Source organism: Zhongshania sp. R06B22 (assembly GCF_040892595.1).
GTDB lineage: Bacteria > Pseudomonadota > Gammaproteobacteria > Pseudomonadales > Spongiibacteraceae > Spongiibacter > Spongiibacter arctica.
In genome coordinates, this window is the sequence record NZ_JBFRYB010000001.1 from 900,456 (window position 1) to 914,754 (window position 14,299).

The 14,299-nt window shown below is 48.7% G+C and carries 15 protein-coding genes; 7 read left to right on the forward strand and 8 right to left on the reverse strand.

All coding sequences use genetic code 11. The features are described from left to right. Positions 1-63: 63 nt before the first annotated feature. From AB4875_RS04105 to AB4875_RS04120, 4 genes are all read right to left on the reverse strand, one after another. Entirely contained in the window at positions 64-2,664 is a 2,601-nt protein-coding gene (locus AB4875_RS04105) for a TonB-dependent receptor plug domain-containing protein (RefSeq protein ID WP_368374779.1), read from the reverse strand. Between the two features lie 431 nt (positions 2,665-3,095). Continuing rightward, complete coding sequence (locus tag AB4875_RS04110) at positions 3,096-3,932, reverse strand: VIT1/CCC1 transporter family protein (protein ID WP_368374780.1); 837 nt, start codon at positions 3,930-3,932, stop codon at positions 3,096-3,098. Then, the gene (locus AB4875_RS04115; RefSeq protein ID WP_368374781.1) at positions 3,916-4,347 is read right to left on the reverse strand and encodes a hypothetical protein; all 432 of its coding nucleotides are present in this window, start codon (positions 4,345-4,347) and stop codon (positions 3,916-3,918) included. The genes AB4875_RS04110 and AB4875_RS04115 overlap by 17 nt, the downstream gene beginning before the upstream one ends. Next, the gene (locus AB4875_RS04120; protein ID WP_368374782.1) at positions 4,347-4,577 is read right to left on the reverse strand and encodes a hypothetical protein; all 231 of its coding nucleotides are present in this window, start codon (positions 4,575-4,577) and stop codon (positions 4,347-4,349) included. The genes AB4875_RS04115 and AB4875_RS04120 overlap by 1 nt, the downstream gene beginning before the upstream one ends. 135 nt (positions 4,578-4,712) lie before the next feature. Here AB4875_RS04120 and AB4875_RS04125 point away from each other — a divergent pair, with 135 nt between their 5' ends. Then, positions 4,713-5,672 carry an SDR family NAD(P)-dependent oxidoreductase gene (locus tag AB4875_RS04125; RefSeq protein ID WP_368374783.1) on the forward strand — a complete coding sequence of 320 codons (960 nt, stop codon included), beginning with the start codon at positions 4,713-4,715 and terminating at the stop codon, positions 5,670-5,672. Between the two features lie 211 nt (positions 5,673-5,883). On the opposite strand, the gene AB4875_RS04130 is transcribed toward AB4875_RS04125, so the two are convergent. Further along, the gene (locus tag AB4875_RS04130) at positions 5,884-7,110 is read right to left on the reverse strand and encodes an alpha/beta hydrolase family protein (RefSeq protein WP_368374784.1); all 1,227 of its coding nucleotides are present in this window, start codon (positions 7,108-7,110) and stop codon (positions 5,884-5,886) included. A gap of 114 nt (positions 7,111-7,224) precedes the next feature. After that, a complete protein-coding gene (locus AB4875_RS04135) occupies positions 7,225-8,475 on the reverse strand; it encodes a protein kinase (RefSeq protein ID WP_368374785.1) in 1,251 nt (416 codons plus the stop codon). A 295-nt stretch (positions 8,476-8,770) separates the two neighbouring features. Between AB4875_RS04135 and AB4875_RS04140 the strand changes: the two genes are divergently transcribed. Both AB4875_RS04140 and AB4875_RS04145 read left to right on the forward strand, forming a co-directional pair. Beyond that, positions 8,771-9,211, forward strand: coding sequence for a hypothetical protein (locus AB4875_RS04140; RefSeq protein WP_368374786.1), 441 nt, complete (start codon positions 8,771-8,773; stop codon positions 9,209-9,211). A gap of 313 nt (positions 9,212-9,524) precedes the next feature. After that, on the forward strand, positions 9,525-10,193 hold the full coding sequence (locus AB4875_RS04145; RefSeq protein ID WP_368374787.1) for a cupin domain-containing protein: 669 nt from the start codon (positions 9,525-9,527) through the stop codon (positions 10,191-10,193). A gap of 122 nt (positions 10,194-10,315) precedes the next feature. Here the strand turns inward: AB4875_RS04145 and AB4875_RS04150 are convergent, their stop codons facing one another. Together AB4875_RS04150 and AB4875_RS04155 are read right to left on the reverse strand one after the other, a co-directional pair. Then, entirely contained in the window at positions 10,316-10,759 is a 444-nt protein-coding gene (locus tag AB4875_RS04150; RefSeq protein ID WP_368374788.1) for an acyl-CoA thioesterase, read from the reverse strand. Positions 10,760-10,829: 70 nt separating this feature from the next. Next, complete coding sequence (locus AB4875_RS04155; RefSeq protein ID WP_368374789.1) at positions 10,830-11,705, reverse strand: sterol desaturase family protein; 876 nt, start codon at positions 11,703-11,705, stop codon at positions 10,830-10,832. 463 nt (positions 11,706-12,168) lie between these two features. On the opposite strand from AB4875_RS04155, the gene AB4875_RS04160 reads away from it, so the two are divergent. From AB4875_RS04160 to AB4875_RS04175, 4 genes are all read left to right on the forward strand, one after another. Further along, complete coding sequence (locus tag AB4875_RS04160) at positions 12,169-12,558, forward strand: MerR family transcriptional regulator (RefSeq protein WP_368374790.1); 390 nt, start codon at positions 12,169-12,171, stop codon at positions 12,556-12,558. A 66-nt stretch (positions 12,559-12,624) separates the two neighbouring features. Further along, complete coding sequence (locus AB4875_RS04165; protein ID WP_368374791.1) at positions 12,625-13,008, forward strand: MerC family mercury resistance protein; 384 nt, start codon at positions 12,625-12,627, stop codon at positions 13,006-13,008. Next, on the forward strand, positions 12,990-13,205 hold the full coding sequence (locus tag AB4875_RS04170) for a GDCCVxC domain-containing (seleno)protein (RefSeq protein ID WP_368374792.1): 216 nt from the start codon (positions 12,990-12,992) through the stop codon (positions 13,203-13,205). The genes AB4875_RS04165 and AB4875_RS04170 overlap by 19 nt, the downstream gene beginning before the upstream one ends. A gap of 528 nt (positions 13,206-13,733) precedes the next feature. Further along, the gene (locus tag AB4875_RS04175; protein ID WP_368374793.1) at positions 13,734-14,114 is read left to right on the forward strand and encodes a hypothetical protein; all 381 of its coding nucleotides are present in this window, start codon (positions 13,734-13,736) and stop codon (positions 14,112-14,114) included. Positions 14,115-14,299 lie beyond the last annotated feature (185 nt).

The window sequence follows — 14,299 nt, forward strand, 5'->3', positions numbered from 1 at the left end:
TTGTTGGCTAAATCGCAAGCGCTTACTGGGATGTAAGCGCATTGCTAGCTGTGTTATCAGCTACTAAAAATCATAGGTTAGCCCGGCAAAGAAGTAAGCGCCATTAAAGCCAAACGGGGCAGAACGGCGTGAGTACTGAAACACCCCCGGAGAGCTTACAAAGACATTGCCGTTGGCGTCTGCAATTGTGCCGGCACGACTCTGACCGATGACATTTTTATCAGGTGTTTCATCAAAAATATTGTTACCACCGAAGTTAAACGTAAGATCGTCTTGCAGACGGTAACTTAAATTTATGTCGGTCAATATCTTGGCACCAAAGGTCTGCCGATTTGATGAGCTATTACAGGAGCCTTCGCACACGGTGTACTCGCCGTAACGATTGAAAGCCAGTACGGCGGTGAAACGTTCCAAGGAGTAATTGAAACTAAGATTGATGCGATCCTTTGGCTGCCATTCCTCAATAATTGAAATATCCTGAGGACTGAATACATCAGAGGGATTGAGCGTTGCCAGTCCACCGCCGGCAAACACCTTGGTGACGTCAGTTTCAGTAAAGTTAGCAGCAAATGAGATCGCTAAATCGCCAGCGCCTGCGGTCATGGAATAGGTGCTAATAATATCCACACCACCGGTTTCGGTATCAGCGCCATTTAAAAAGAACTGCGCACTGCTAGCGCCAGCTGCGTTCAAGGCTGCGGTCAAGTTCGGGTCACCCAAGGCTGATGTTAAACCACCGCTAAGGACAATCCGATCTTGAATATCAATTTGGTAGGCATCTACTGAGACTGTCCAGCTGTCGCTGGGTTCTAATACCACGCCAAAGCTCAAGTTAAGCGACTCTTCTTCTTTCAGCTCAGGTATACCAATTGCGCGGGCAACCGGGCTGTCGTTCCGAAAGGTTCCGCGCTCCTGTGCAGACAGTCCACCCATACCATCTGATACAAACTGGGTACTAATATTATTGAAGTACTGCTGCTGCATAGACGGCGCACGAAAACCGGTACTCGCAGCGCCCCTGAGGGTCACCATGTCGTTTACCCGAAAACTACTGGCGAGTTTGAAATTAAGTGTGCCGCCAAAATCATCGTAGTTATCGTAGCGCAGCGCGCCACTTACCAGCCATGCATCGGAAATGTCGTATTCTGCATCCGCATATAGCGACCACACATCGCGGCTTTCATTCAGTGCATTGCCGGGTTGGAAGCCAGGAAAAACCTGAATGCCTGCATCGGCATTGGCGGCATACAATGCCGCGCCGTTAGCATCAGTGTCGTAGTCGAAGTAGGAGTATTCCTCCCCGGCCTTAATTTCATAATCATCCCGGCGCAACTCCGCGCCCCAGGCCAAACTCCAGGCGCCAAGTAATTTAGTGAAGTCGAAATTGATGGTTTGCAAACCAAGACTTAGCTCACCGGCGTCAGCTGATCTAGACGCTGTTGCCCTAATATCGGCATCGCTGAGGCCTTGGTTAAAGCGCAAATCATTAACAAAGGATGCGTTCACTGAATTGCTAATAAAAAACGCAAAGTCGTTCCAACCAATGGTGTAAGAAACATCCATGGTTAAATCATTGGCAAATTCCTGGTTATAACCTAGGTTTGCAGAGAAATCGTCGATTTGGGTATTGATCAAAGGCAAGAAGCCGTTGGGTGCAAAAGCCTCGCCATCTGCTAGGGTTGGGTTGTTGGCCGCTTGGTTAGCGCGGCGATAGAAGCCCGCCGAGGTGCTTTCACGGTCTGAATAGGTCATAAAACCATATAGCTCGCCAGACTTGAGCTGGTAGGCAGAGTTAAGTACCACCGCAAATTGTTCTGAATCCGCATCACCAATTCTAAAATTGCGACGTGGGAATGTCGCTTCCCGTGGATCAGAAGCCTCATCGATACCATCGGGATCTGCACTACCCGTGCCATCGTTACTGGCATCACAGCCGGCCAAATATTGGCATTGACCGCTGAGTCCCGCGCGATTGGTCGACCCACGATCACGATAGTTCAAGGTCGCGTTCACAAAACCGCGATCTCCCAGAGGAATACCTTTGCTGAGGTCGATATTGAGCGTTTCGCCATCACCCTCAGAGTATTCTCCATAAGACACGGCAACTCGGCCAGCTTCGGGCTCATCACTGAGCACAATATTTATAACACCGGCAATCGCGTCTGAACCGTACTGTGCCGCCGCACCATCTCTCAGTACCTCTATGCGCTTGATGGCTGCACCGGGCACGGCGTTCATGTCGACACCCGAGGTGCCTCGGCCCACTGAGGTGTTGACGTGAATAAGGGCGCTTGTGTGGCGGCGCTTACCATTTATCAGAACCAAGGTTTGATCTGGTCCTAGGCCACGGAGCGTGGCGGGTCTCAGCGCATCGGTACCGTCGCTGATGGATGAGCTGGAAAAATTAAAAGATGGTGCAACAGACTGTAGCATTCGGCCCACTTCGGTTTGGCCGGTTTGGCGAAGCGTTTCTGCACCCAGGGAATCCACTGGAACTGGCATATCAACCGCCGTACGTCCAGGCTTGCGAGACCCCAATACAATGACCTCTTCAATTTCCTGTGTTTTCTCCGATTTGCTTGAGTCCTGAGCGTGGACGTCACTAATAGCAAGTGATAAAAGACAGAGCCCAATGGGCAGTTTGATATTTTTGACTCTGGACATAGATATACCCCTAATTATTATTAAAATCTAATAAAGCCGGTCACTTTATATAGAAAGCCGTCTCCATAGCCTTGCTAACAATATAGGGCAGTTTTCGTTATTCGCAAGCTGAGCACTCTTGACGTGACTATCCGCGAAATTGCTTATCCAATACCCAGTATGCGAATCGTGTGTAGCTCAAATGATTTTTAGTGAGAAATTCACCGCAGCCGTGCCTCTGCGCGGGGGCTGCAGCGGTGAGCGCGCGGACATGAGATTGGATTTAGTGGGAGATAATACGACTTGGTAGTTTAGGGAAAGTGGCTTAGCTATTAATGAGCTGCTGAATGCTAGGCAGGTATTGAGCAATGTTATATGAGCTGACAGCGAGTGCTGTTTGCCAGCGGTAACTGCCAGAAAGGGCGCCTAGCATCAGTGCTTATGGGGCTTACTTAAATGCTTTTTTTAGGCGCTGTGCCTAGACCATCCCAGGCCTGATCTTCCTCGCCCTGAGCCTGCAAGTTCTGGTCTTGCAATGCTGATTGAGCAAGCAGTTGACGCCGGTGCTTGGTGGCAATAATGGTTAACAGTACAGGCATTAATTTATTCCAGTCGGTGCCTGTCACTTTAAAAAAACCATAGGTAGCCAGAGCGAGCCAACCGGGCGGGCCAATAAGCTGGGCAATGGTCGCAGACAGGCCGGTGTAAGCCGCGTATGGCAGAGTGATCCCCACCGCATGCGTTGCAAAGCCCAGCGCTGTTGTTGCCCCAGCATACACTGCCGCCCCGGAGGCATTACTTATGGCAATCACACTAGCTGCCGTGCGCAGGCCAATAAGTCCGCCGCTCTTGATTCCCGCCGCTTCCCACATGGGGCCGGCATTAATATCTTCGCTAAAAAACTGATCTCTTTGCGCCGGATTCATCTTTGCCAACGCGGCAACAATAACCGCCTGCGGGATGTAGCGCTCGTAATCGTCTAGTGATTTACAGTGCTTATGGATGCCAAGTTTTTTGGCTGCGCCTAACAATAGAACTTCGTAGGTGGGGCCGAGCATATCTTTATCGGCACCCTGTCTAGCGATGCGTTTGAAGTTGCGTTTAATACTGTGCCTAGTGCGAGAGTGGTACATCCAGCGTATTTGCTCGACAATCTTGTCGGCCGAATTGGTCGTGAATCCGCCATCAGCGCGGGTGTCGTCTTCAAGGTCGCAGAGAATAGCGATGATGGTTTTATCGCGCTGGTCCCAGCCCGCGATAATGGTTTTTAAGTCAGTCCCGGTGTTCACGCTTTTTCCGTTCTAGCATGATGTCTGCGCGCGAGCGCAAAGGCGCGTTGTGGCGCAAGGCATCAAAGCCATCGTGGTGTTCAACGGGTTTAGCGGGCGGCTTGGTCTTGGCGCGCGACGTCATAGCGCTGCCATCACGCTGAGCGCTTGCAGCTTTAGACGCCTTGGCAATTTTGCGCTCAACAAACCACACATAGCCTATGCCCGCGGCCAACCATCCCAGCCAACGAAAATAAAAGGCCAGCGGCGCAAGGTCGAGTTTCTCGGTTGCCTTAAAGAATGCCAATGCTTCTGACTGGATTAAGTTGACCGCCAATATAATGAACACAGTAACGACTAGACCCAGCGCGCGCTGCCGTATATGGCGCCGCCAAATCATATACAGCACACCGCTGCGCAGTAGGGGGATCAGCATTAAAAGTGACCCAGGGTGAGCGCCGTAATCAGGGCGGCAAGACTGTAATTCTTCAATTTGCCCCGGATTTTTACCTCTTCGTCATGGACTAAAATCTCAAGCTCATCGGGCCCTAATTCCCCTGGTGTTATCCCTTTCAGCGCCAACTGTTTTTTGGCGTTGACGATAGCGCGCTCGCGGATGCGGGTCCGGTACTTGGCGAGTAATTTGTCTTTTGTTTTCGTAATCATGGGCTAAGTGGCTGCTTATTGTTTGCTTGCGCTGTATTGCCTTAAGCTGCGATGGTTGCACATCGATAATAGTCTCATCGCGGCGTGTGGTTTGATGACATACTTATAGAATAGTAGTAAAGGATTATGACGGGCATGTTTGGAAAAATACAGGGCTTTATCGGCGGCGCTAAAATGGCTGAAGTGACATGCTTGCAGGGGCGTCATTTTATTGTGACCGGCTGTGCCGAAGGCTCATTGGGATTTGCCACTGCATTGCAATTGCTGGAGCAGGGCGCGGCGGTATCGGTAACAGTGCGTAAAAACAGTGGCGCTATTGCCGCAGCTTTATGCCGCAAATTGGACTCTCGCTATCACCAAAATATTCACGCCTTTAATTTGGATTTATCACGGTATGCGTCGGTTGAAGCGTTTATACACGCATATAAAACCAAGGCTCTAGCGCTTGATGTGCTGATTAATAACGCGGGCATACATCTTGATCTTCTGTCGAGGTGGACTTCCCCGCAGTTGAGTGCCGACGGTTTTGAACTTCAGTGGCGGGTGAATTATTTAGGTACTGCGCATTTAACTTATCGCTTATTGCCACTGCTGCAAACGTCGGCCGAGATCTCCGGTGATAGTCGCGTGGTAAATGTGGTTTCTCAATTGCACAGCAAAGGTCTTAACACTGAATTTTTTAATCCTCAACGTCCATACAATTCGTGGAATGCCTATGGACAGTCCAAGTTGGCCTTGGTGCATCTAACACGGAGTGTTGATAGACATTTTTCTAAAACGGGTGTTACCGCTTATTGCCTACATCCAGGTGCCGTATACACCAATGTGGCAGGCAAAGGCTTGGCTGATACCGGCATGATAGAAAAAGTACGAAACGCTTTAGCCCCGGTTGAAAAGCTGTTTATGAAAACGCCAAAACAAGGCGCGCAGACACAGATTCATTGTGCTACCGCGGCGAAAGACACATTAGTCTCGGGGAAGTACTACCGTAGCACACACCTAGCATCGGCCAGTGCCGAGGCCGATGATGCGGATGTAGCTGAGAAATTATGGGGTGAGTTACCGCCTTGGGTAATGTCGAACCAGGCCAGCTAGTTAGTTATACCCGCTTTTGGATTTCTACTGGCGTGGAGCTTAGATTTATCTCCCAAAATTGCTGCTGGCCTTGGCGATAACGCGCTCACGGGTACGTGGAGACTGCGGGGGTGGAATCAGGAGAGACGCCGTTATTGAGAATAGCGGCGATTTAAAAATCCCCTGATGCCACGTTATCTATAGGCCATGAAATATGGCGATACCCTCGCCACTACTCAAACTCAGCCGGATCGGGAGCCAAGCCATTGCCGCGATAGACTTTTTCAAGGCCATTTATCCGCGTTGCGCTATCGTGCAAAAACGATAAATGGGGATGACCGCCCTCAAGGACTGACAGCGCTGAGGCGTCGCCGCGCAAATAATAATTCATCCACGCTAAAGAGTAAGTGGCGGCAATATCCCGGCCCCATGTCGCGGTGGGAAGGAAAGGATAATTGGTGTGCTGGCCGTGACTGGAGGCCTCGGCAACAATAAATGCCCTATCGCTTTCAAAACTATCGTATAGCGGCCGAACCACAGCGGGATTAATAAAGGGCAGGGGAGCAATGGGGCCATCGTGATCACCGGTTTGAATCATGATCGGAATCGGACTCGCGCTAACCGACTCACCTACCGGCGCTGCAGCAACCGCGGCCTTGATGCGCACGGGGTTAGCTTCTGTGGCGTTACTCGCTTCCTGTTCTTGCACACGCAGCACCGCAGCGGCGCCCATGCTATGACCTATCACACCGACTTGCTCGGCATTGAGCACGCTGGCCACTGACGACTGCTCAAATAAATACGTCATTGCGTCCTGGGCGTCATGCAGATTATTGCCGGGGTCGCCCTCAACCTCGTCCTCAGAATGGCCTTGGCCACTAAAATCAAAGGCAAACACCATATAGCCATTGTCGGCAAACAAGCGATGCCACCAGCGGTACATGGCAATATTGGTATTCAAACCCTCTAAGGCGATGATCACCGGAAAAGGCCCCTCTCTAGGGCTGCCCGTTGCCGCATACGGCAAAACAATTTCACCGTATAATTTAGTGCCATAGCGATTGAGAAACTCCACCGGAATTAAGGCTACTTCGGCGTTCTCATAGGGGTGGCCATACCAGTGGTAGGCATGCTGTGGGCGCGAGCCATCTTGCAGTTGGGCAAAGGTCGAACGCACCATATGCTCGACAATCACTGGATCGCTTATATCGTTAATGGTGTAACCAAAGGCGACCGGGTCAAACAGACGGTTCACGACATTGCTGGGCAGCATAGCGGCGAGCTCGGCGCCATTGGTGACAATGGGCTCGAATTGCTCTGGAGCTGGTGGCGGGTTTTCACCTTGCTGCGATGCTGGCCATGACGCTAAGCCGCTAGCCGCAGCGGCGCCACCAGAGCTGGAATTACCGCCACAGGCCATCAGCGACACACTGAACAATACCAATAAATATAAACGCATACCGATTCCTGAGCTAAGCTATCAATCAGTCGTGATCTTACGTCATTTAAGGTGCGAAAAACCTAGTCTGTTCAGTGGTACTTGAATCAGTCCCTTGGTAATAGACTTGGTGGCCTAGCCGAGTAGTTGCTGGGCCTCCCGTCTGAGAAGTTGATATTGATCACTCTGACTATCTTTTTGGGCGCAAACCTTTAAAAGATCATCAATAAAATAAGCCAGTGCACGGCCTTCAATCCGTTTGATGAGTTGCTGCTGCGACTCACTCAACATGTGGTACATACTCGCTGCGCCAAAATCACCAAATAGCACATTGGCCTGCTCATCGACCAAGGTGTTGTGGGCATAGAGATCGCCGTGACAAACCTGAGCTGCATGCAAATGCGCAAACACTCCTCGCATCTGTTCTATGACCTTTGCGATTTTCTCTATCGATAAAGTGAAATCGGCCGGAAAGGTGTCGCGGGTGCAGCTGTCTAAACTCGGCGGTAATCCCAAGTTGTGAAACTGCGCCGGAATCAAACGCATCACCAGGGCTAGGTAGTCGACTTCCTTAACCTGCGCCAGCGAGCTGACCAGATTGGGATGACTGCCCACTTTTAAACAGGCTTGCATTTCATCTTCGGGATAGCCGTCGCTGGTCACTTTGCCTTTAAACACTTTTACGGCGATATCGTTTGGAAACTCGGTCTGAGGCTCTGTCCACGTCGCCTTGGAAATAATCCCAGATGCGCCTTGCCCAAGTACATTCTCCACGTGGTAACTCGATGAGGATATTAGCGGCACAGACTGCAGGCTATCACTGCAGCGACTGAAAGGGTTGCCCGAAAACGCGATCCACGCCAGTTTAGGCAGGCTGGAGACTTGCGCTGGAAAGGCGCTGAGTTGGTTGGCAGAAATACGCAGTAATTCCAAGTTTTTGCACTGACGTAGAGATTCCGGAAGTTCACGGAGTCTATTCCCTGCCAGTAGTAATTTTTGTAAGTGTGGTCGCTTGCCCAGCGCTTCTGGTAGAGACTCCATGTGGTTGTCGGTTAGGGTCAGCCACCGCAGCTTGGCTGGCAGCGAGCTAGCCGACACAGTGTGTATCTTATTGGCTTTAAAGCCCACCATCTCCAAATTCTCACATTCCCCCAGTACATCTGGCAGAACGGTAAACTGGTTATTTGAGGCAAAGATAATTTTCAGTTTTTTAAGTTGCGCGATTGACGCCGGCAGTGTCGTCAATTGATTGTTAGATAGGTCAAGAATTTCTAGGCTATCTGCAAGCGACAAAATCTCAAGCGGAAATTCACGCAAATCTGCTGCCAAGCTTAGGCGCTGAATACCGGCTAATTCGCCGGACTGAAGCTGTGCAAGTGTGTGCATAAAATCTATTTCTAGGGAGGTTTTTTAGAAGGGCGCTAGTTTACTGATGTTGTGGGCAAAAAGATAAATTTGCCGGCTCTTTAAGGCAGGCGCTGATGGTGTGATTCTGATTGGCCATCTGCGGCGTATATAACAGGGCGGTATTAAAGGTCTTTGATATACTAGGCTACTTTGATTCAAGCCCTTGTGGCGGGGGCGGCTATTTGCGGTGTTAAACTGAGGCCCGCCTTTCTTTTAAGTCAGCCGCAAAGGCGCTCGCGATACTTTATCTCCCCTAGGCTTAGGAAAATTTCTTATGAATGCTGAGAATTTGGCCATTATATCGGCCGGTGTATTTTTTCTTACCGGTCTCCTTACTGGGGTGTGGAAATACCAACAAATAATGACGTCAGAAGATAGTAGTGCGCACCCCTATGTGGATATTTGCCATAGAGCGTCTCTGCTGTACGCTTTTGCGGCAATATTATTGGCAAAGTTTGCAGAGGTAAGCCAGCTTTCAAATAGAGTTGAGTTAATTTCTGTGGGCGTGGTGGTGTTTTATTTTGCTACAGCGATTACCACATATCTTGTTCATGGCTTATTGAAAGACACCGACAATCAATTAAAGTCACCCCACGCCATGGGCCGGTTAACAATCTCATCAAGGATGATTTCACTGTATATGTGGACCTTGATAGCCGCAGAGATTGGTGGCTTTCTAGTGCTTTTCTACGGTGTTCTTATTGCGATATTGTAGTTGCCTAGGCTTATTTTCATTTAAACCATGAAATAACGCTCTTCTTAAAAATTATTGTTTTTGCGGGCTGGTCAAAAAGGTGTTCTGTGGGTGCTATAGTCTCTTAATCGCACCGTGAGGATATGAGTTTCCCTGCGGTCAGCGCTCCTATATTTCGGCTCTTTACACGTTTGAGTAATGTATTCGATTTCTTTGTTTCGTGGGCGACACTCCGGTTACGATTCAACAGATTAGGACCTTGCCTTAGTCGTTTGAATACCACAGGTGTTGCCGTACATCTCTAATGACCTTTTTGTTTCTGTGAGGCTTATGCATGACCACTTACATTCACGCTGATTTTGAACAGCGTATTGTTATTCGACCAGAGGACTATTGCTGGGTCGATTCCCCCATGCCCGGTGTCGAACGCATGATGCTCGACAGAATCGGCGATGAAGTCGCTAGAGCCACGTCGATTGTTAGATATGCGCCATTCAGCGAGTTCTCACCACACCTCCATTCAGGTGGTGAAGAGTTTTTGGTGCTAGATGGGGTTTTCGCAGACGAGTATCAGGACTATCCCAAGGGCAGCTATGTGCGTAACCCGATTGGAACCTCACACAAACCCAGCATAGGAAAAGATGGCGCAACTATTTTCGTCAAACTACAGCAGTTTAGTAAAGCTGACACCGAGCAGAAGGTGATTGATACGCACACAGCGTCTTGGCGGCAGGGTCTTGTTGGCGGGCTAACCGTCATGCCATTACATGAATTTGAAGGCGAACACGTAGCCTTAGTAAAGTGGGCGCCCAATACACAATTTAGTACTCACCAGCATTGGGGTGGCGAAGAGATTTTTGTTATAGAGGGCACTTTTCACGACGAGCACGGCGCTTACCCAAAAGGCTCTTGGTTGCGTAGCCCCCATCTGAGTAGGCATACGCCGTTTACAAAAGAAGACGGTGCACTTATTTATGTTAAGACTGGGCACTTGAATCTGTAGTAATACCAAGACGCTTATTGATAACAACTGTCTTGGACGGAGTCGGCGTAGTGCTGATGAACCCTAGCGTGACATGAGGCCAGGCGTTTGAATGTGGCTTTTGAGCTGACTAGCTAAACAGACTAAATGCCCGCTAAATTGACGGTGCCAGGCTGGGGCTGAATCAATAGCGCGCGGAAATCATCCGGTATAGTAACTTTCTTATGTTCATTCGCGGTCACCATCACGTAGACGATTTTTGCGCTGGCAATTTCTCGCTGTGTTTCTACGTCGGTGAACTGCAATTCAATGGTATATGATGTCCTTCCCAGTTTAATGTCTGTAATGCTAATAGCGACCACATCGTCGAAGGTGCAGGGTGACTTCCACTCTATTAATAAAGACACCACCTGACTATCAAGCCCCATATCAAGCATATCCTGATAGCTGCCGAAGGCTCGCCGATAAAACTCAGTTACCGCAACGTCGACGTATTCGCCGTAGCGAGCATTAAACATAACGCCTTGGGCATCGCAGTCGGAATAGCGAATTCTAACCAGTACTTTAAATGGGTCTTGCAAGGTCACTTCTCCGGAAATCTAGTTCGTTTTTTAAAGTGAAAAATCTTGGGCAGTGCTAAGCAATAGATTCCCTTAATCAATCATTTTTTTGCGTTTTGAAAGGCACCGAAAGTTGCGACCACCAGCTGGCTGGAATGGAATCATTTTTGATTCCCAGGCGCTCTGGGCCAGATCTTGTCGCATCACGGAATCGGGTGCCAAACACCACATCCCAAAACAGAAAGTTACTACCGTAATTATGATTTGCCTCAGACACATCCTGTGAATGATGCCAGCGATGCATTTCGCCAACGCTGAAGACCCAAGTTAACGGGCCGAGTTTAAAGTTGATATTTGCATGCTGGAACAGGCCAATGAGGGAGTTCGCCAAGCCTACCAGTGCCAACACTTCTGCGCTTGCACCGGCCAGTGCCAGCGGCACCGCGTTGATAACACCGCGAAACACCACTTCGCCAAAATGGGCTCGCGTTGCATTGAGCCAGTACAATCTTTTTGGGTTGTGATGAATGGCATGAAAACGCCATAAGAAAGGCACTTCGTGTAGCCAGCGATGAGGCCAATAGTCGAAAAACTCCACGACTAAGCAAGCCAATAGAAACTGAGCGAGCAATGGCCACTCTGAGGGCCATAGACCTATGCCCAAGGCATTCGACAACATAGCGCCGCCCACTACAACCCCGGCAGCGACCAAGGGCTGCACCAGTGCGTTGATGCCAAAGTAGCTAGGTAAATACAGTAAGTCTGTTCGCAGGTCGCCCTGCCCTTGATTCCACTCTTTACGGTAGGGAAGTAAGCGCTCCAATGTCACCACCAGCACTAGGCTTGTTAATGTTCCGATCCCAGCGACCAGACTCGGCGCATGGCCGGCGTCGATAGCCCAAACTGCGCCAAGCAGCACGGCGGCAACTGTCACCGGAAAGATAGACCATGAAATAACATCAAGCGCTTTCATCGATTACTCACTGTAGCTTTTATTCCCCATAGAATACGGTAGTTTGAATGCGGGTTGAATAGTCTTTGATTTTGCGTCATTTAAGACTGAAATTTGCAAGATAGTTTGAATGTAGTGGCATAGTGAATTTGGCCACCTGATCAGAGGTGATATGATCGCCTCTAGTGTTACAGTAGCGGTCATTCGCTGAAACTATCAAACTCGCATTCAGCAGCATGGCTTCTCACTAATTCTGGTGGAATTCACTTAAGCAATTGATTTTTATTGAGTAGTGATTATGCTCATTGTTAAGGGATTCCACATCAAATGCAGGATGCACACAAATAAAAAACTTCAGGCATACTACTACCCTGATTTAAATAGAATTATCTTGCTTAATCACCTCAAAGCTTAGACTCGCTATGTTCACGAGTTATACATCGCAACGCATTTGAACTTACTGTTAGATGCCAAGGCTAGCTATATGAGAATCGGAGAGCTTGCTGGAGAAGCTAGGGTATCGGTCGAAACCGTTCGGTATTACCAGCGAAGGGACTTATTGGATATTCCAGAGCGTCCATATGGCGAAAATCGTATTTATGTTTCTGAGCATCTGGACAGGCTTCGCTTTATTAAACGAGCCCAAGCTTTAGGTTTTTCGCTTTCTGAAGTTGAATCACTGCTTAGCCTTTCTGCCTCCAGTTGTGCTGAAGCGGAGCAATTAGCGAATCGTAAGCTTATATTGGTTAATGAAAAATTAGCTGACCTTTCTCGAATCCAGTCGGTATTAGAGCGAGCTGTTGCAGGTTGCCGGTCAACCCAACCTTATGAGGGGTGCCCAATCATCGAAAGTTTAATTGATCCCAAGGCTTGAAGCCGTACCTAGGTACGGACTCTATACTGACTCCGTTCTAATACGTGAGGTCAGCCTTGAGCGAATATGAAAAACTCTCTAGATTCAATCGGTGGAATTGGAAGTGTAATTTCAGCGGTACCCGCCGCAGCTCCTTGCTGCCTTCCATTCTTAGCATCAGTCGCGGGCGCTGTTGGCCTTAGCTCACTTTTGCCATATTCAGGATACATCATTTATTTCGTACAGGCGTTTGCTGTTATTGCTGCTGTCGGTGCACTCTTATCGTTCAAAAAACACCATAGGGCTATGCCTTTAACGCTAACAATCATAAGTGTCCTGGCACTCATTTACGCTTATAACGTATCACTGGTCGCGTGGCTTTTGTATGCTGGTTTAGGTGGCCTGGTTGTTGCCGCCATTTGGAATACCATTGAGTTAAAAAGGTGCAATCAATGCCAAACACCAGCGTAGTGCTTCAATCCACAATTCAGTGTCCTCACTGTGGCCATACCCAAAACGAAACAATGCCAACGGATGCCTGCCAGTATTTCTATGATTGCGAGAACTGTAAGAAAGTACTCAAACCAAACGCAGGAGATTGCTGTGTGTTTTGTAGTTTTGGCACTGTAAAGTGTCCTCCAATACAAGAAGGCGAGTGTTGTGGCTAATGGCATCTAATCGGGTAGCCGAGGGCCTCTAAACCTCAGCCCCCACAACACCCTGCATGCAGGTCATCACGCGTCCGCTTATTACCAGATCAGGATGCGGCCCGAAGATGCTGGGTGTGTTTGGCTCTAGCGTCACATTAGCGGACATACAAAAACCGCGCTCTGCTCCCTGAAGTGCCTTCTGGATTCAATTTTGATACGCTTTAGGGACTGATAACACTCAGGGATGACACCAAGCTCAACTCATGCAAACTCACATCCGTACTTTGTTTAATGGTTCTTGCTTCACTAACGCAAGCCGCTAATGAGCCGAGGCGTGATGACTACTCCGTTGAAGATATTACTGCGAGGTATTGCGACGAGCAGTTTGCAAATATATCCGAGCTAATTTGATCGATTACGCCAATTTCATCGGTGGACAAATCTTTACGCGCACACTTGGGCTAGTAGGTCGTTTAGCTTCAGCAATTATGAATTTCCAGATGAGTACGATTTCTACGGTGATGTTGGGGGCAGGCGGAATTGTTTATGAAAAATGAATTTAGCGCAACGCATGTATATAAGACGAGTAGCACGATTGGTGGGACGATATTTATTGCCTTCATGGCGGCTTACTATAATGAGAGTATAAATTATATTTTTCTTGGAGGATTGACTGTTTTTTTGATTTGTTTATTTGAGCCAGGGCTTAGATTTATTTTCCAGATGAATAGAGTTGCTTTGATATCTTTTGGTGTTGCCTATGTCGCTCAGATTGTTATATCTGTTTGTATAGTAAAAATGGGGATAGCCTTAAACGATTGGTTAAAACTTTTGATACCATTAATACAGGGGGGCATCATGTTTTTGTTAGTATTTTGGATGTATAGGCCTAAGATATTAGAGGCCTATGGGTGGGAATCAAAGTAGCCGGAAATAGAAGGCATCATGGATCGGCAGGGTCGGGGTCACCAGGATCGCCAGCAGCACAAGTTGGGTCAGGATTTATGAATTAGGCAGTGTTTGGCTCTAGCGTCACAATAGTGGTCAGTCGCTGAAGCGGTTAAACTCGTATTCAGCAGCATGGCGCTCACTAATTTTGGTGGAATTCACTT